The sequence below is a fragment of the Pseudomonas sp. FBCC-B1667 genome (assembly GCF_059133255.1).
This window is the reverse complement of sequence record NZ_CP101437.1, coordinates 5442467-5458494: the sequence shown is the minus strand read 5'-3', so window position 1 is coordinate 5458494 and position 16028 is coordinate 5442467. Positions and strand designations below refer to the sequence as shown.

The window sequence follows — 16028 nt, the reverse complement described above, 5'->3', positions numbered from 1 at the left end:
GCCCAGAGATATCGATATGGACACTTTCCGCAAGTCTGCGCTTGGTGACAAAACTTTAGAGAACACGGAATCTGCTTTGAGGGAAGCACTTAAAGCTGTCAGCGAAGGGCGGTTAAAGGTGGACGATGCTTTAGGGGACATCCTCTATTTGATTTCCAGCATTGATCACGGGGAACCAAGCGAAATTCAGACTTGGACAGCACCAGGTGCACTAATCCAGAAAATCAAACGATCCTAGGGCCGCTCAACTGTCTCCTAGTCCCGGCTTCTATAAATCGGTGACAAGGCAGCCAAGTGATACTGCTTCCGCGACTTTGAACAAGGAAATCATATGATCAGTTTTATGCCGGGTCGCCTGTACAGATTCGTCTTCAGTGACGGAAGAGAAGTTGTCCTTCGTTTCGATGGCTTCGGTGCCCACATGCGGCAAATCTGGATTGAGCCTGAGTCTGGCTCCGAGGTAAATCCGCTTCCACCCTACGTAAGCGTTGAACCAGCCTAGAAAGTTTGCTAAGCATTATCTCAAGCCTTGGCCGCAAGCGGGGCTGGGTACGTAGAAAAGTGGGCTTTCGCTCCCTAGGAACGAAAAGAAGGAGTTGGCTGTGGCTGAAGCTCTGAATATTTCCATCCGTTTAGTACGATCCCAAGATGATGCGGCTGCTTTCGGAGCGGATTATCAAGGCGAGTTGCGCGAGTTTAGAGAAGCCGTGAATGCTTCGGGAATTGCCATCAGTCCTCGCATTGCTGTCTTTGACAGTGTAGGAGCCACAGGTGGCCTCACAGGTGAGTTCTTAATTCCAATGACGCAAGTTATCGCACCTTTTCTCACTGCTGCGCTTGTCGCGTGGGTGAGCAGACGTAATGGACGCAAGCTACGTTTGAAGGTTGGAGATATAGAAGTGGAAGGCAATACCGAGGAGGACATCAAGCTTCTTGTAGCCAAAGCAAAAGAACTAGCCACCGTAGTTGATCCTGACAGTAAGCGAGGGGACGCAGGCAGTAGCAACTGAGTCGCGCGCGACGCGCCTGCCAAGATCAGTCATTGGCGGGCAGAGGCAGCATGGAAAACGTTTTTGTGCCGTTTATGAGGGTTTCATCAGGGGATAATTACGTCGGTATGCCACACAGGATTGTTAGCCAATAGTTTTGATGAAAGTCAGCACCCGCTCTTTATCTGCCTGGTCGAACTGATGGTACTGAGCCAACAGTTCAGCTTCATCATCTGTCGCGGCATAGAAGAAAGTCGCAGGCAGGCCCAACTCCGCAGCTATACGTTGGATCAACTCAAAACCTGGTACACGCCGTCCGACCTCATACCGATTCATGCGTGTCCGCGCAGATGCAGGCTCCAGCCCAATCCGAATTCCCAGTTCCTCCTGAGAAAGGCGGGCGCGCAGTCGCGCCTGCTTGAGTCGTGTGGATAGCGTGCTCTGGACCATGACGTCTTCTAGTAAATCAGTGGGGTCATGGTGCAATTTGAGATTTGTTCAAATGCTACCGATTTGGTAACTTTGTGCGCAGATGGCAAATCGGTGGCACAGGCGTTTCAGCGCGCCGCCAATCAAAAAATCTCATAGGGACATATTTCATGGTGGTTTGGCACAAATCGTCGCCATTGCGCTTCTTCCTTGCGTGCGCGATTCCCTTCAGCTTGTTGGCCGGTTGTGGCGATGGAGCAGGGGAGACCGAAAAACAGCCTGCTTCGATCTCGGCATTGAGCAAGACAGGTGCGGATTCAAAGGCGGCTGACGCGGCTGTGATGCAGCAAATTGCAGAGGAGAACGCCCCGCGCATCGTGAGCTTTCCCGATCCCGGAAAAGCTGAGCCAAACGCCTATCTGGACGCCAGACTGCCGATGACCGCGTTCAATCTTTACAACGCGAAACGGGATTGGGTTGAAGCACCCGATGACATTGCCGACTCGATTGCTGACGCTTACAACGTACGAAAGGCAAACCCCGAGCTTTATCGCTTAGCCTCTGAGAGGCTGTCGGAGAAGGATAGCTTCAAGCGGAAGGATCTAACCAATGCACTAAGCGCTCTGGTGGCGAAGGAGGCTGAAAAGACCAAGGTCAATAATTTAGTTAAATTGAGTTCGGACGAATGGCTGCCGATTTCGCTCAGCGGTTACGACGACCAAGCCAAGGGCTACCATATCGACAACTGCCTTTTCTCAAACAAACTGGAATACACGGACGAAGAACAGCGAAGCCAAAGCAGAATGGCTCAGAATCCACTTCGGTGCTATCTCAATCCCGGCCCCATCCCCTATTACATCGGCTTCCAAGGTGGTTCCAACGTAGTGTTAGACGTGGCCGATGAAACTCTCGCCCGAAAAATCGAAGCGTCGCGAGACACCATAAGAATCGATATCTATGGCTACGTTCGCTCGGTAGAGCGGGAGCGCTTTGCCGGTGAGTTCGGCCCCCAGCGATATGTCTTGATTGGCCCACACCGTATAGACCTAAGAGATGGCACTACCGGTGAAGTCATCTACACGAAAAGTATTTAATTTCGAATTAATGTCTTCAATGAAGGCGGTATGAATTATGGCACTTGTAATTTTGGATGGCGTTATTCAGGAGATTGGCGTCGGTTCATACGTCAATCATCAGTGGGTGCTTTCGTTTGTGAAGGTGAACGGAACACGCGTCAAAGATGTTGTGTGTGACGACTTCATGAGGTCATTTCTCAAAGTCGGCAAAAAGGTGAAGTTAGCTCTAGTGCGCCGTTGGTTAGGAGCCAACATTCTATATTCAGCTCAATTGGATGACGGTGAGGTTGTTACCAGAGGTAAGGCACTTCCTATGGTTCAGGCTATGATGATCGGATTTGGAATTTCACTTCTTTTGAGCCCAATATTCATGGGCATTATACGGGTAACAGATTCGATTTTATTTTCCGTGTTGATATTGGTAGGTTCGGGGATGACGATTTCCTATCTTGCCATGAGGGATCATTTCAGGGCTCGGAAAGTCTTTCATAAACCGATGCTCTGAAGGATGAAGAGCATCCTAGAAGACTGATCAAGCCACTCAAGTCCTTTGGTCGATAGAAAGAGTTTCTTTCAAGACCCTGAGCGAAGAAGAGCGTATTTCCACTCCTGAGTTGCTGTTCGTCCGTCAGGCAAGCGTCCGCTGGAGCTATAGCTGTTGCCGGGCAAGCGGCAACAGCTCACTTCCGTAGCTGTCGAGTTCCAGATGTACCAAGCCCCCTGTGGGCGACCTACGCCAGCTTCGCTCCAGGGAAGGTCGGTGCACGTTGAAGCTGCCATTCAATTTGTCGACGTGCTGTGGAAATAATGTCTGTAAACAATAGGCAGCTGACACCGGGTTCAAGTTCTCGGGAGGGGAAGCCATCAATCCGTCCTCCTATTACAAGAATTTTTATTGGCTTACCGGTATATCCGGAAAGCTCATTCCGATACCTAGTTGCTTGCTGGTAGTCTAGATAGCTCAGAGGGTGGGAAGGACGCTTAAACTCGATCAGCAAGAATTCCCCAATAAGGTTTTCATTCAGCAATAAGTCCGGACGGGTCGTGCCTTGTGCTCCAGAGTACTTTTGATCCAGTAGTTCCTCGATCTGCCGTTTCAAAGTGATATTGGAGCTGAAGATTGTGAATGCAGCGCCCAAAATCCACAGGTTCACTTCTATAGCTTTGTGTACCGTCGACTCAAGGCAGGCTTCATTTCGGACTAGGCGTTCCAAGTCGTCCAGGAACTGCAATCTGGCCTTGGCTTGATCGACTAGAACGGCCATGTCTGCAAGACCAAAATTCTCCAGTGCATCAGCAAGGTTCACGACATCACCGCGATTTGCCTCAGCGAGATGCTCGACGATAGAACGGTATTCTGTACGCTCCACGGCTTCAAGAACGACAAATGCTAGCGCCTGTACCTTGTGGGCAGGTTCGTCGTAATACTTCTTCAAAACTTTTTTGATTGCTCGGTCCGCGAACTCGCGCTTGTGCTGCGGCAGCTTTTCCAACCGGCCGGAGACTGCTTTTTGCAAGCGAGCGTGCGCCATCCGCATTTCCATGCCATGCGTGGCCCGGAAAGCCTCAACCAAATTCTGTTGTACGAACGCGACGATCTGTAAGTAGGCCTCACTGTTTTCGATTACCGAATCCCAACCCGCTGTCACATAATCGATCAGCCCGTCGGCCTCGACCTCGCCATACAGCTTCTTTAACAGGCGAGAAGGAATCTCATCGTTATTCTCCAGGCCAAAAGAACCAGGCTTGCCGACCGCTTTTCCTTCCACCATCAGATTAATACCGGGGCGCCTCAGGCCACTTTTCTTTTTGCTGATCGCAAAACGAAGAATCACATCTCCTGCATGGGGGAATGTGCCCCGCACCTCAGTAAATTCGCCCTCAAGGTCATCAATGCCCAGCGGTTTTCCATTGATGATGATCTTGAAGTCCTTTTGCCGACCGTACTCCATGATCAGCTCTTGGCGCAGGCGGTCAGCACTTGGGTAACGAAGTCCCTGGCGAAGATGCGTCAGTTTCACGCAGGTTCCGTGGTCCTCGGAGCTGCACTCGCTCACCTCTAGCGGCAACGTCAAGTGCTCGATATCAGACGCCGACTCAAGATCCTGAATGCCGAGCGTGAACGAAATTTGATGGCCGCGAGCCTTGGTTGTGAGGCACATCATCGAAGCAGACATCAGCCCGGCGAATTTTCCGATCCCTTTCTTGCCTTTGATCGGGCGCCGCTTTTTTGATGTGCGTCCATCATTCCGCATGCGCCGATCAGACGCGATTTTCAAATAGTGAGACTCAAGCTCCTGACGCGTCATGCCGTTGCCGTTGTCGCGCACAACAATAGGGCTATCAGTCAATGGTTCAGGCAGTTCTATCACCACCTCTTCAGCGTCTGCATCCCATGCGTTATCAACCAGCTCTTTAAGAGCTTTTTCTGTCGTTGAGTAGTCTTGGCTGAGCAATGTTGCGAGTCGGGAGTCAACCTGAAAATTTGCTTGCTGCATCTCGTATTCCATCACGGAAGGGCGTTGGCCTCCGGTCACATCCACGACATGCACGAGAGGCTATTTCAGCTCATTCTACACGGATGGCCTAATGATGGCTCGATGCGTAAGGGAAGTACGGGCCTCATCGGAATTAATCCTTCAACGTTTTTAGACGTTGAACCGCGCCGCTGAATCGAGTCCGTCAATGCCGCTGAGCTACTGATTCGCGCTCAATGAGGGGCAAATCGTTGGCGACGTTCTGACTTTCGTAGGAATTTATCTGGCAATATTTCAGAATCTTATATTGTCATTGCTCGGTGGGTTTGAGCTGTTTTTCCCGTGCCTTATTGAATGCTTCAAGACATTCTGTGAAATCATTCCTGAACGCTGAAGAGCTAATATCGTTTATACAATAGTGGCTGCGGATTTCATTTGCTTCGGCTTCTAGCCCTTTTAGCTTTTCAGAAATCAAATCAATTTCTTCGAGGGCAGTTTTCTGCGCCAAAGAGATCTTTCGGAGTTCCACATACCTCCAAAATTTACCCGCTTCAATATTTGTAATTCTTTGACCTTGATTTAACAAGTTCGTAGTCCCGGCTTTCTCTAGTCGTGCGTAAAATTTAAGCTGGTTAATAAAAACGGTTGAAACATTCCTGGCTGTTAAATGGGTTTGCGGTTCGTTCTTCATGAACGCGTCGATAAATGGGAAGTTGTCGTCGCGCTGTATGTTGAACCATAAAAAGGATGTTCTGTATGAAGGCGTTGTCGTGGCTATTTTTTCGTATTCTTTGAAGTATTCATAGGCGTCGACAAGAATGCTTTTCTGTTTTTCGATCAAATTATCAAATTCTTGATCGAGAAGCTCAAATTTATTTTCTATTTCAGATCTTGGCATCGTTTGTTGCGTATTAGCAAAGTTTCTTGATGCGCGATAAGCATAATCGGCAAGAAAATCAGAATATTCTAGGTCTCCCCTGAGTGCCAGTTCCTGTGCCAGCGCTTGAAGCTCGGCTTTGGCACCAACGAAGTCGCAATCATCTATTTTGGCAAAGATTGAGTTCAGTTCCTCATGTTTCACGTTTGAATTTCTCCATGTTGTGATAGGCAATGCGCATTGCCTGCTTGTAGATGCGGCTCATTAATAAAGTATCTGTACTCGTCTCTTCGCAGGAGAGCTTTGTGAGCCTGCCATGCTTTGAAACCTTCGTCGAGCACTGGTATGGTCGGAACTAGAGCGGTTCATGGTAAGGGAGAGGCATGAAGATTTGGGCGTGTGCGAAGAGGGCTGACGGCTTCATCAACCGGGAGGATGGTCGGTACAAGCTGTTCTTCATTTGGCAAGTCCTCAAGATGCGCCGACTGAGCCCTGACCAATTCAGCGCGCTTACCTTCTTCAGTACCCATTCTCGCGTAGAGAAGCGCCGTGAGATGGTCGCCGTCAAGAATGGATACTTTCGTTACAAGAGCGTCGATACTCAGGCTGCTCGATCTGGTGATAGCGACGGAGAATCCCTCCCACATGCCTATCTGGTAGCCATCCTCTCACAGCTTCAAACGATCAATTTCAAGATTGGTGATGAGGTCGTCCCATTCACGTTCACACGCCTTGTAGCAGAGGAAGCCCGGCTGCGATTTGGGAACGGAAATGTCTACGTTCCTGACCTGTATGGAGAGTTCACCTCTGACAACCTCTTCCACAAGAAGTGGGGCGGGAAGCTGGCGATTGAGGTCTGCTACTCCAACCCGTGCAGCATGCAAAAGATTGTCGATTTCCGTGACCATGGTATTCCCATCATCGAAATCAAGATTGCCAAAAGCATTAATATTGAGACCTATATTGATAAAAATAACATTGAGGAAAGTATCGAGCGGGGCTATCAGAAAATTAGCGATATCGCTTCCAATCAGTTGTTTTGCAAGGTTCTCTCTAATCCAGTGAGTATTGGGTTTCATCAGGATTATGTTAGCCAAATTGAAAAGGACCGATTGGAGCTGGCAGAGAAAACCAGACAGGACATGCTGGTAATTATCAGGAAGTACCAAGAGGCGGAATCGCTTGCTGCTGATGTTTCCAAGCAGCGAGACAGTATTGCTGAGGCGAAAGGTTTGCTGGCAAGGGACATGGCGGCTTTGTTGGTTTCAAATGATGGTCTGACTCAAACCGTGGAACAGCTGAACGTCGAGCTGGGGAAATACAAGGCGGCATATTCGAGCAGGGTCAATGAGATCAAAAGCTTGAATGGCGAATTGGAGAATGCTAAGGCGGGGTTTTGGACGAAGGTCTGGCGGGCTATCAGCTCTGAGAAGGCGTAATCGAAAGCACCTACAAGGGGCTTTGATAAACATAGGCTTATAACGGTTTTGCATAACCGGCTCTTGGGCCTGTAAGTTTTGCGTGCGAAAATTGAGGGTTAGGCAAGGCCTGTAAGCATTTTGAAACGCTGAGGAAAAATAGCGCACATGGCTTTATCGGTGAATAGATGCTGGAAGCAGCATCGCTCGGATCGTCGCAAGCAGTCATTCAATAGGCATGTGGTCTAGGCGTTGAGCGGGTTTCAGATATGAGATGGGCATGCTGTCATCTAGACGTGGTGCCCGTTGGGGCGGTCAGGAACCCTCAGTTCGAACCTCACCATTAGGCCCCGCTTCGTTATTGGCAGGGCAATGCTCCGAATGCAAGGGCGACCGTGGCATCATGCTCCTGAATTAGCTGAGCCATCAGCGTAGGCATGTCCAAGTAGCTACACGCTGCACAGTCCCCAGTCGGCACCGCTCGGCAGAGACAACTCATAGTCACTCTCCGTTAACGTCCCTTGCAAACTCCACGTGGCACAGTCGCGTTTATGATGATCATAGAGGCGGAGCAGGGCCATCAACCGTTAGCTCGGTGATCGAAAGCTCTTCTCGCGAGTAAATCATTTTTTGTCTTAGCGCGCTATCCACGGCCATTGTGTCGCCATCGAGGTTAACTATAGCCAAATAGGTTTTCATGTTGAACTTTTTGGCTAGTCGCGCAACCTCTATGCGGGACTGCCTGTCTTGTCGCGGAACACCCTCTGTTCCTTTAGTAACAACGAGAAAGCGCTCCCATGTACCGTTAGAAAACTTTTCCACCTGAAGGTCGACGATTTCATCACCAATTCGGGCCTGTTTATGTATTACGTATTTGTTTCTGGAAAGGGGGAGTGCCACGGCATATCTACAGAAATCATCACCATCGGAGTTCATGTGTCTCTCTCTATTTTATTGAGTGAATATCGATTTGAATTCATGAGTTTTTTCTTTATAAAAATTAAGTACTTCATTCCAAAGCTTTACTCGAGTAACTTGGTCATTAAGGCAGTGGTCACGTGAAACTGTCTTGAATCCGGGGCCTCTATCGCTCTCGACTGCCGTGAAATACGCCACTTCTGTGTCTTCATCTGAAAGGTCTACAGCCACTAGGTATGCTGGAGCTTTACGCTCTTGAGCCTTGAAAACTTCTTCCTTCGTGAATGTTGCACTTATCGATTTGTCAGGCATAGCGGTTGCTGAGGCCTTAACCTGTACGAAAAAAAATGGGCCAAACGCATTGTTATTCTTGTCCTGGAGCGTTACTACAAAGTCAAAAAGCTCCGCCTTTTCTCCCAGGAAATGGGGTTTGAATCGCGTTTTTCCTCCAATTCTTCTGTTGAACAACAATCCGACGAAGTTCTCTCCACGATCACCTAAATCATTACTCAATTTACTGCTCCGATGAGATTGTGCTTCTGTAAGCTTTGGTTTTTAGTGAGTCGTTATTTAAATTATAACAGCTTATCACTTGTTTTTTGTACGTAGGAATTTCCTTTCGTCGTGTCTATAGACTGGGCGGTAGGAGTAATGTTAGATTTCCTTCTTAAGAATCAATACGCAATAGAAAAGAGTTGCTTTCATTATGTGATTGATGCCATGAATTTCCCTGAATAGTAGGAGTGATTTTCTTATAAAATCCATGAAAGAAATTTCGTAGTACTTGTCTCTACTCATACCTTCTTTTCCAGGATAATAGGTTATTAACTGTGTCGATTCCTTGTATTCATACTTGTAGTGCGCAATGCCGTTTCTTAGCTTGTTGTCAATAGCATTCATGTCAATTCGATAGAAACAGTCATCTATAAAGGAAAATTTGCTTCCAAGGTCTACGTTTGCAAAAGAATTTAGGTTCTCAAGTTCAGGTCGTACCTTCTGAGCTTTCGTCAGTTTCAGAGATGGATCAAATAGATTGCTGTCGCCGCGTTTGATTAGATTGTTTAATCCTGCCAGGAAGGTAAGTTGCCGCGAAAAAACTTCTGCCAAGTCTTTATAGTAATTGCTACAAGCATCGAAATCCGCTGTGGATATGCGAGCTGGAATTCTGCCAAGTTCGTCAGTGTTCGCGTAATCGTAAAAGAGTGCTGAGCGAAACGGCAAATCCATTGCAACCAATTTTGGATACAGTGATAAGCAGTCGTGGTGCAGGTTTTTGAGAAAACCGTTGCCTAATATCTCGTCAATGAAAGCAACTGTTTTTTCGTTATGGTGTTGGTGCAGCCACATCATCAGGTTGGATGCTTTCGAGCTTATTTCAGAATTATGCTCATGGATTGTAAATGGAGAAGACATCACGGATGTGGCTGTATACAGTGCAGCTACCACGTCTTCTTTTTTACGCGACGTTAGACTGACTCCCGGTATCTTTGAGCACGTCTTCTGGAAATTGTCGATGTCCCCGCGCTTGTACTGGGTAATCACACTTCTCAAATCGTTCTGCATCGGATAAAGGATGTTCAGCATGTTTAAGCGTTGATTCAAGTGCTGATACGATCCATGGCCGATTTCTTGTGTAACTCGGAGAAAGGTTGTCAGGCCCATTACGTACGTTCCGAAGTACGCGGGGAAATCCAAATGTAGATCAACGAATGGGTTGTCTCCATTGAAAGCCCCCTCAAAGTCTTCCACCTCTGTGGCCCCCATCAATTCACCATCGGACTGGCCAAAAACAAATGAAATGCGTTCTTCACATTGTGGACAAGCGAATTGGAATGGCTGAATGTCTCTGTTTGACATGCCAATTCTGCAATCGATTTTTGTGCCGCATGTGTTGCATTGAAAACATTTGCAGATATTCATGACTATCCTTATTCATTTGGTATCAGCACTTAGGCTCAAACACGGAAAACAACGTGCGATTTGGAGGCGGTGGGGCCTTGGCTACGTGTGAGATTACCTCATTCTGGCCGATCTCTGCCTAGTACACGCCGTTAGCCGAATGGCCGTTACATCCGACTGCACACTCAGGGTTTAGCGGTTGGGGCAGGTGTTGAGTTGTGGGCAATAACATTTTTCACAGCAGAGCGGGCTCGGGAGTCAGTGGCATTCCTGGGGCACTGCGTAATGGGTGTCTGGGGAGGTTGATGTCAAAGCTGACCGAGGGTTTTTTTTGCGTACCCACGTGAATTTGAGCGTACTAGCTTGCCGGGCGGCTTAGTACTATTTGTTAGTATGTGTACTAAGTGGTTTATGCAGCGATGTGGCCGTCAGTCGGGGGTATTGCGGTTGTTAGTATGGTTAGTGATCTGGAGAGCAATTCCGGACGAATCCCCTCAACCAGATAGCGGATATTGCCGAGGATCGGGTAATTACGGCGCACCGCGTGCGGGCTTTGCAGCAGATCGAACAGGCCGATCAGGCTGAGTACGCCGGTGATGGCAGTGATTGGCCAGAGCCAGTCGTATTCGAGGAAAGGCAGGCTGGCGAGGGTGAAGATCACGCAAGCGGCAAAGAAGGCGTAGCGGCTCAGGAGTGACAGGCTCATACGGTTTCCTTGGGATCGGACTCGGTTGTATTCAGCACCGTGGAATACCTGACACACATTACTTTGGGAGCGAGCTTGCTCGCGATGGCAGTCTGTCTGCTACATCAATGTTGGCTGGATGGCCGCTATCGCGAGCAAGCTCGCTCCCACAGTAAAAGCGAAAAATATCCCGCTGGGCAGTCAGGCATTTTGGGCCTGTAGGAATATCGAAAACAGCTCTGACTGGGATTTGATCCCCAGCTTGCTGTACATGTGTTTCTTATGGACTTTCACAGTTTCCACGGAGATTTCCAGCTTGCGGGCGATTTCTTTACTGGAGCAACCGCTGAGCATCAACCGCCCGACATCCAGTTCCCGAGCGGTCAGTTGCGCACCTTTGAGTTGCTGCACCGACGCTTCCAGCTGCACGCGCCAGTCGGGTTGCGGTGGCGACGGCGCAAGGGCCACGACTTCGTTGATTTCATAGGGCAGGCGCTGGCGCAACAGGCCCAGCACCCACGGTTGGATCAGCGACAGCAAGGCAATCTGCTGGCCACTGAACCGCTGCTTGCTGCCCAGCGACAGGCACAACGTGCGGTCGCCTTCGAGCTGGCAATTGAACTGGATTTCATCGGCGACCACATTCAGACGAAAGTAGCGCTGGTAATACTCGGTCAGCTCGAAGTGCTCCGGCGCCACTTCCGACAGGCGATAGAGGCCGGTGCGCGACTGTTCGCGGCACGCGATGTAGAACGGGTCGAGCAGGTACAAACCGCGCAGGTAATCCTGAAACAGCTGATCCGGGCTGCCGTCCTCGCCCGGGCATTCGGCGAACACTTGCGGGTACTGGTCGGCGCTGAAAAGCAGGGCGACCCAACTGTCGAAGGTCACGTACTGATCCAGCAGACGCACCAGTTGCGTCCAGAAATTGGGCTTGTCCAGTGCGTCGATCAGTTGCCCGACCGATCGGTGCCAAGCGATGTCGTCCAGCGAAAGCGTCATGCCTCTACCCCTATCGGGTTACCCCAGCGGCGTGATTCCCCGGCCGCTGGCTTGCTGCGCATACTGGCGCACAGAAACCGACCGGGCAATCTTTCTGCGGTCCGGCCTCCCCAAGAACAAGGAATACCGATGAAAGTCGAACTCGCCCAGTTGGCGGGCCGTGACAACGGCACCGCGTACAACCTCGAACGCGCCCTGACGGCGATTGCGGCCTGCGCCGCCGACACCCAACTGATCGTCTTCCCGGAAACCCACCTGATGGGCTTTCCGACCGCCGACACCGTGGCACAAACCGCCGAGCCACTGGACGGCCCGACCGTCAGCGCGGTGCTCGCCGCCGCCCGTGAGCGCAACATCGCCGTGGTGATCGGCATGGCCGAGGACGACAACGGCCGCTTCTACAACACCACGCTGCTGATCACCCCCGAAGGCATCGCGTTGAAATACCGCAAGACGCATTTGTGGGCCTCGGATCGCGGCGTGTTCGAGCCCGGCGACCGTTACGTCACCTGCGAGTGGAACGGTGTGCGGGTCGGCTTGCTGATCTGCTACGACATCGAATTCCCGGAAACCGCCCGCGCCCTGGCGCAACTGGGCGCCGAATTGCTGATCGTCACCAACGGCAACATGGACCCCTACGGCCCGACGCACCGCACCGCAATAATGGCCCGAGCCCAGGAAAACCAGGCGTTTGCGCTGATGGTCAATCGAGTGGAACCGGGCGATGACGGGTTGATGTTCGCGGGCGGCAGTGCGCTGGTGGACCCGTTGGGCACGCTGTTGTTCGAAGCGGGGCGCGATGAAGGGCAATTCACGGTCGAGCTGGATTTCAACCGGTTGGAGGCAGCACGCAAGGACTACCGGTATCTGGATGATCAACGGCTGAAATTGCCGGGGAAAATGGTGGAGCAGGCAAGCGGGGTTCGGGAGCTGCTGATTCCTTCGCGATGAGGCCCTGACAGACAACACACCTGTTTGACCGATCACCCAAAACAAGAAAGTACCCCCGAAACTTAGCGCCGAACTCGGCTCTGCCATAAATCTAATAAATTCGGAGTAGTCGCTCATGGCTCGTTTGCAACGCACCCTGTCATTGGGTTCGGTGGTGCTGTTTGGCATTGCCTACATGACGCCGATCATTGTGCTCGGCACCTTTGGCATCCTCGCTCAATCCACCGCCGGCAGGGTGCCGGCCGCGTACCTCGCGGCACTGGTGGCGATGTTTTTCACCGCCATGAGCTACGGCCGAATGGCCTCTGCGTTCCCCGTCGCAGGCTCGGCCTACAGCTACGTGCGTAAAGCCATCAGCCCGAAACTCGGCTTCATCGCCGGATGGGCGGTGCTGCTCGATTACCTGTTCCTGCCGATGGCGATCTGGCTGATCGGCGCCGCCTACCTCAACTCCGCGTTCCCGGCCGTGCCGCAATGGCTGTGGGTGCTGGCGTTCATCGGCATCACCAGCGCGATCAACATCATCGGCCTGAAACTGGCCAACGGCATCAACGCCTTGCTGATGCTGGTGCAGGCGCTGGTACTGATCGCCTTCGTCGTGCTGTGCATCCACTACGTCGGCGGCGACGCGAGCACGCCGTTGTGGTCGATCCAACCGTTCTTCAACGGCGACATGCAGATGCCGCTGATCATGAGCGGCGCGGCCATCGCCTGTTACTCGTTCCTTGGGTTCGACGCGGTCAGCACCTTGACCGAAGAAACCCGCGATCCGCGCCGCACCATCCCACGGGCAATCATGTTGATTACCCTGATCGGCGGGTTGATCTTCGTCAGCGTCTCGTACTTCGTACAGATCGCGCACCCGTCGTTCCAGTTCGACAACGTCGACTCGGCGGCCTATGAAATCGCCCGCAACATCGGCGGCGACCTGTTCGTCTCGATCTTCCTGATCGGCCTGATCGTCGGTCAGTTCGCCTCGGGCCTGTCCGCGCAGGCCAGCGGTTCGCGTCTGCTGTTCGCCATGGGCCGCGATGGTGTGCTGCCGAAATCGTTTTTCGGCACCCTGCACGAACGCTTCGGCACCCCGGTCAACAGCATCCTGTTGTGCGCCGTCGTCGCGTTGCTGGCGCTGAAACTGGACGTCACCACCTCGACCTCGTTCATTAACTTCGGCGCGTTCCTCGCCTTCAGCCTGGTCAATCTGTCGGTGATCTTTCACTACTGGATCGGCGGCGGGAAGAAAGGCCTGCGTGAACTGGTGCTGTTCCTGGTGTTCCCGTTCATCGGTCTGGTGGCGGACTTGTGGCTGATGGTCAGCCTCGATCACCTGGCGATTTACCTGGGCCTTAGCTGGCTGGCGATTGGCGTGGTGTACCTGGCGGTACTGACGAGCGGCTTCCGTCGCCAGCCACCGGAGATGGATTTCCAGGAAGCGACGTAAATCCCCCAAAAAGAAACGCAGGATCGTCGGTTACAGCAGCAAACAGGGCAGGCAACCTTCGCGGTTACCTGCCCTTTTTTGTTTCAGGCTTGAACGGAGTGGGATAACGGTGGTTTTTTATCGTGGTGTTTTTGCTTGTCCCGGGGGAGGGCGTTGATGCAGTAGTTGACGTGGTAAAAGGTGAACAGGACAGAGTAGATACGATTCATGCGCAGTTCGAAATTGTGTTCAGTCAACGCGTAAGCCCTAAGCGCTCTTCGTACTCGAAAGCACCATGCAAGGGAGAGCAGGTAGGCCGCCAACGCCAGTAAGAAACCTACCGCCATGTCGGCTGCATCAGTCGTGTTGCTCAGTACACTGCCGAAGCCAAACAGGGTCAGATAGCCAATCATGAATCTCGTGCTCAGGGTCTTGATACCCGTGAGGTCTTCCACCGCGACAGCGGTTTTGTACAACCAGACATTGGTATAGAGCCCCATCGTCAATGCAGTTAACAGAATGAAGTGAAATGTCTTGAGATTGTTCTTTTCTTTGAGCGTCGAGATATCGGACATGCAACAGGTTCCTTGCGAGGCGAGGTAGGCAAATGACGGCTGAATAGCTGCCGAACACGCTACCAAAACCCCGCGTGGGAAATTTCCGAGCCAGTACGTGGATAGATCCTCCTTTTCATGCGATTCGAGTGTCAGTCTTGCAGTGACTGTTGGATGACGAGTACCCAGTGAGCATGGGATCCTTTCAGCCTTTACCCAAGGCCCATTCCGATCCATGACTCCTGCATCCACTGTTTCGCCCCGCATCATCCGCATCGCCGCCGCCCTGTTGATCGGTCCCGACGGCCGTACGTTGCTGGTGCGCAAGCGCGGCACCCAAGCTTTCATGCAGCCGGGCGGCAAGATCGAAGCCCATGAACAACCGGTTGACGCCCTGGCCCGAGAGCTGGAAGAAGAGTTGGGTTTGATCATCGATCCCGCGCACGCCGGTTACCTTGGGCAATTCTCGGCGCCGGCGGCCAACGAACCGGGGTTTGTCGTACAGGCCGAGCTGTTTTTGCTGACCCTTGATGTGGACGTCACCCCCGCTGCCGAGATCGAAGAAGTGATCTGGATCGACACGGCCACCGACGGTGATGTCACGCTGGCGCCATTGACACGGGACCTGATCCTGCCGTTTTATCGAGCATCGCTGACCGAACCTGCCTGATCATTTCCGGACGAAGGATTGCCCATGATCCCGCTTCAAGACTTGTTGATTTTCGCCGCTGCCGCGTTGCTGATGGTGCTGACGCCGGGACCGAACATGATCTACCTGATCTCCCGTTCGATCTGCCAGGGGCGCAAGGCGGGCGTGACCTCTTTGCTTGGCGTCGTAGCAGGGTTCTTCGTGCATCTGTTCGCGGCGGCGGCCGGTTTGACCGCGGTGTTCCTGGCGGTGCCAATGGCCTATGAGGTGTTGAAGTGGGCAGGGGCGTTGTACTTGCTGTGGCTGGCCTGGCAGGCAGTCAGACCCGGTGCCCGTTCGCCGTTCGAGCCACAGCAGTTGCCGCCGGATTCGTCGCGCAAACTGATCACCATGGGCTTTCTCACCAGCGCGCTGAACCCGAAGATTGCGGTGTTCTACCTGTCGGTGTTTCCGCAATTCATCAACCCTGAACACGGCTCGGTGTTCAGCCAAAGCATCATCCTCGGCCTGACCCAGATCAGCGTCAGTTTTTGCGTCAACCTGCTGATTGCGCTGTTCGCGGCGGGCATCGCCTCGTGGTTCGTCAGGAACCCGACCTGGCTGGCGCTGCAGCGTTATGTCATGGGGTTTGTGTTGGCAGCGCTGGCGGTGCGGCTGATGCTTGAGCAACGCAGGACGGCTTGA

The 16028-nt window shown here is 52.0% G+C and carries 17 protein-coding genes and 1 pseudogene; 9 read left to right on the top strand and 9 right to left on the bottom strand.

Annotation, left to right across the window (positions count from 1 at the left end):
- Positions 1 to 16 precede the first annotated feature (16 nt).
- Together NL116_RS25230 and NL116_RS25225 are read left to right on the top strand one after the other, a co-directional pair.
- Positions 17 to 238, top strand: coding sequence for a hypothetical protein (locus NL116_RS25230; RefSeq protein WP_494374527.1), 222 nt, complete (start codon positions 17 to 19; stop codon positions 236 to 238).
- Between the two features lie 364 nt (positions 239 to 602).
- Entirely contained in the window at positions 603 to 1010 is a 408-nt protein-coding gene (locus tag NL116_RS25225) for a hypothetical protein (protein WP_494374526.1), read from the top strand.
- A gap of 123 nt (positions 1011 to 1133) precedes the next feature.
- On the opposite strand, the gene NL116_RS25220 is transcribed toward NL116_RS25225, so the two are convergent.
- The gene (locus NL116_RS25220) at positions 1134 to 1439 is read right to left on the bottom strand and encodes a helix-turn-helix domain-containing protein (protein WP_494374525.1); all 306 of its coding nucleotides are present in this window, start codon (positions 1437 to 1439) and stop codon (positions 1134 to 1136) included.
- A 149-nt stretch (positions 1440 to 1588) separates the two neighbouring features.
- Between NL116_RS25220 and NL116_RS25215 the strand changes: the two genes are divergently transcribed.
- Together NL116_RS25215 and NL116_RS25210 are read left to right on the top strand one after the other, a co-directional pair.
- Positions 1589 to 2512 (top strand): hypothetical protein, encoded by a 924-nt coding sequence (locus tag NL116_RS25215; protein WP_494374524.1) that lies wholly within the window; start codon positions 1589 to 1591, stop codon positions 2510 to 2512.
- 37 nt (positions 2513 to 2549) lie between these two features.
- Complete coding sequence (locus NL116_RS25210; protein WP_494374523.1) at positions 2550 to 2999, top strand: hypothetical protein; 450 nt, start codon at positions 2550 to 2552, stop codon at positions 2997 to 2999.
- Positions 3000 to 3225: 226 nt separating this feature from the next.
- Here NL116_RS25210 and NL116_RS25205 read toward each other — a convergent pair whose 3' ends face one another.
- Positions 3226 to 4992, bottom strand: a complete 1767-nt coding sequence (locus tag NL116_RS25205) for an ATP-binding protein (protein ID WP_494374522.1) — start codon at positions 4990 to 4992, stop codon at positions 3226 to 3228.
- 289 nt (positions 4993 to 5281) lie between these two features.
- Positions 5282 to 6052 carry a hypothetical protein gene (locus NL116_RS25200; RefSeq protein WP_494374521.1) on the bottom strand — a complete coding sequence of 257 codons (771 nt, stop codon included), beginning with the start codon at positions 6050 to 6052 and terminating at the stop codon, positions 5282 to 5284.
- Between the two features lie 179 nt (positions 6053 to 6231).
- Here NL116_RS25200 and NL116_RS25195 point away from each other — a divergent pair, with 179 nt between their 5' ends.
- Positions 6232 to 7287, top strand: a complete 1056-nt coding sequence (locus NL116_RS25195; protein ID WP_494374520.1) for a hypothetical protein — start codon at positions 6232 to 6234, stop codon at positions 7285 to 7287.
- A gap of 537 nt (positions 7288 to 7824) precedes the next feature.
- Here the strand turns inward: NL116_RS25195 and NL116_RS25190 are convergent.
- The 5 genes and pseudogenes from NL116_RS25190 to NL116_RS25170 form a co-directional block, all read right to left on the bottom strand.
- A complete protein-coding gene (locus NL116_RS25190) occupies positions 7825 to 8202 on the bottom strand; it encodes a hypothetical protein (protein ID WP_494374519.1) in 378 nt (125 codons plus the stop codon).
- A gap of 15 nt (positions 8203 to 8217) precedes the next feature.
- Positions 8218 to 8697 carry a DUF4365 domain-containing protein gene (locus NL116_RS25185; RefSeq protein WP_494374518.1) on the bottom strand — a complete coding sequence of 160 codons (480 nt, stop codon included), beginning with the start codon at positions 8695 to 8697 and terminating at the stop codon, positions 8218 to 8220.
- A gap of 141 nt (positions 8698 to 8838) precedes the next feature.
- Positions 8839 to 10104 (bottom strand): hypothetical protein, encoded by a 1266-nt coding sequence (locus NL116_RS25180; protein ID WP_494374517.1) that lies wholly within the window; start codon positions 10102 to 10104, stop codon positions 8839 to 8841.
- Positions 10105 to 10519: 415 nt separating this feature from the next.
- Positions 10520 to 10789, bottom strand: a pseudogene (locus NL116_RS25175) (FMN-binding glutamate synthase family protein); the annotation flags it as partial.
- Positions 10790 to 10969: 180 nt separating this feature from the next.
- Positions 10970 to 11770 (bottom strand): helix-turn-helix transcriptional regulator, encoded by an 801-nt coding sequence (locus NL116_RS25170; RefSeq protein WP_494374516.1) that lies wholly within the window; start codon positions 11768 to 11770, stop codon positions 10970 to 10972.
- A 129-nt stretch (positions 11771 to 11899) separates the two neighbouring features.
- On the opposite strand from NL116_RS25170, the gene NL116_RS25165 reads away from it, so the two are divergent.
- A complete protein-coding gene (locus tag NL116_RS25165; RefSeq protein WP_494374515.1) occupies positions 11900 to 12721 on the top strand; it encodes a carbon-nitrogen hydrolase family protein in 822 nt (273 codons plus the stop codon).
- Positions 12722 to 12836: 115 nt separating this feature from the next.
- On the top strand, positions 12837 to 14162 hold the full coding sequence (locus NL116_RS25160) for an APC family permease (RefSeq protein WP_494374514.1): 1326 nt from the start codon (positions 12837 to 12839) through the stop codon (positions 14160 to 14162).
- An 83-nt stretch (positions 14163 to 14245) separates the two neighbouring features.
- Here the strand turns inward: NL116_RS25160 and NL116_RS25155 are convergent, their stop codons facing one another.
- The gene (locus NL116_RS25155; protein WP_494374513.1) at positions 14246 to 14716 is read right to left on the bottom strand and encodes a DUF4234 domain-containing protein; all 471 of its coding nucleotides are present in this window, start codon (positions 14714 to 14716) and stop codon (positions 14246 to 14248) included.
- Positions 14717 to 14930: 214 nt separating this feature from the next.
- Here NL116_RS25155 and NL116_RS25150 point away from each other — a divergent pair, with 214 nt between their 5' ends.
- Positions 14931 to 15365 carry an NUDIX hydrolase gene (locus NL116_RS25150; protein WP_494374512.1) on the top strand — a complete coding sequence of 145 codons (435 nt, stop codon included), beginning with the start codon at positions 14931 to 14933 and terminating at the stop codon, positions 15363 to 15365.
- 24 nt (positions 15366 to 15389) lie between these two features.
- Complete coding sequence (locus tag NL116_RS25145) at positions 15390 to 16028, top strand: LysE family translocator (RefSeq protein WP_494374511.1); 639 nt, start codon at positions 15390 to 15392, stop codon at positions 16026 to 16028.

What these genes read in the sequence shown, in the direction of transcription:
- NL116_RS25230 (WP_494374527.1), top strand. Translation starts at nt 17, where the DNA reads ATGGACACTTTCCGCAAGTCTGCGCTTGGTGACAAAACTTTAGAGAAC.
- NL116_RS25220 (WP_494374525.1), bottom strand. Translation starts at nt 1,439, where the DNA reads ATGGTCCAGAGCACGCTATCCACACGACTCAAGCAGGCGCGACTGCGC.
- NL116_RS25215 (WP_494374524.1), top strand. Translation starts at nt 1,589, where the DNA reads ATGGTGGTTTGGCACAAATCGTCGCCATTGCGCTTCTTCCTTGCGTGC.
- NL116_RS25210 (WP_494374523.1), top strand. Translation starts at nt 2,550, where the DNA reads ATGGCACTTGTAATTTTGGATGGCGTTATTCAGGAGATTGGCGTCGGT.
- NL116_RS25205 (WP_494374522.1), bottom strand. Translation starts at nt 4,992, where the DNA reads ATGCAGCAAGCAAATTTTCAGGTTGACTCCCGACTCGCAACATTGCTC.
- NL116_RS25195 (WP_494374520.1), top strand. Translation starts at nt 6,232, where the DNA reads ATGAAGATTTGGGCGTGTGCGAAGAGGGCTGACGGCTTCATCAACCGG.
- NL116_RS25190 (WP_494374519.1), bottom strand. Translation starts at nt 8,202, where the DNA reads ATGAACTCCGATGGTGATGATTTCTGTAGATATGCCGTGGCACTCCCC.
- NL116_RS25180 (WP_494374517.1), bottom strand. Translation starts at nt 10,104, where the DNA reads ATGAATATCTGCAAATGTTTTCAATGCAACACATGCGGCACAAAAATC.
- NL116_RS25170 (WP_494374516.1), bottom strand. Translation starts at nt 11,770, where the DNA reads ATGACGCTTTCGCTGGACGACATCGCTTGGCACCGATCGGTCGGGCAA.
- NL116_RS25165 (WP_494374515.1), top strand. Translation starts at nt 11,900, where the DNA reads ATGAAAGTCGAACTCGCCCAGTTGGCGGGCCGTGACAACGGCACCGCG.
- NL116_RS25160 (WP_494374514.1), top strand. Translation starts at nt 12,837, where the DNA reads ATGGCTCGTTTGCAACGCACCCTGTCATTGGGTTCGGTGGTGCTGTTT.
- NL116_RS25155 (WP_494374513.1), bottom strand. Translation starts at nt 14,716, where the DNA reads ATGTCCGATATCTCGACGCTCAAAGAAAAGAACAATCTCAAGACATTT.
- NL116_RS25150 (WP_494374512.1), top strand. Translation starts at nt 14,931, where the DNA reads ATGACTCCTGCATCCACTGTTTCGCCCCGCATCATCCGCATCGCCGCC.
- NL116_RS25145 (WP_494374511.1), top strand. Translation starts at nt 15,390, where the DNA reads ATGATCCCGCTTCAAGACTTGTTGATTTTCGCCGCTGCCGCGTTGCTG.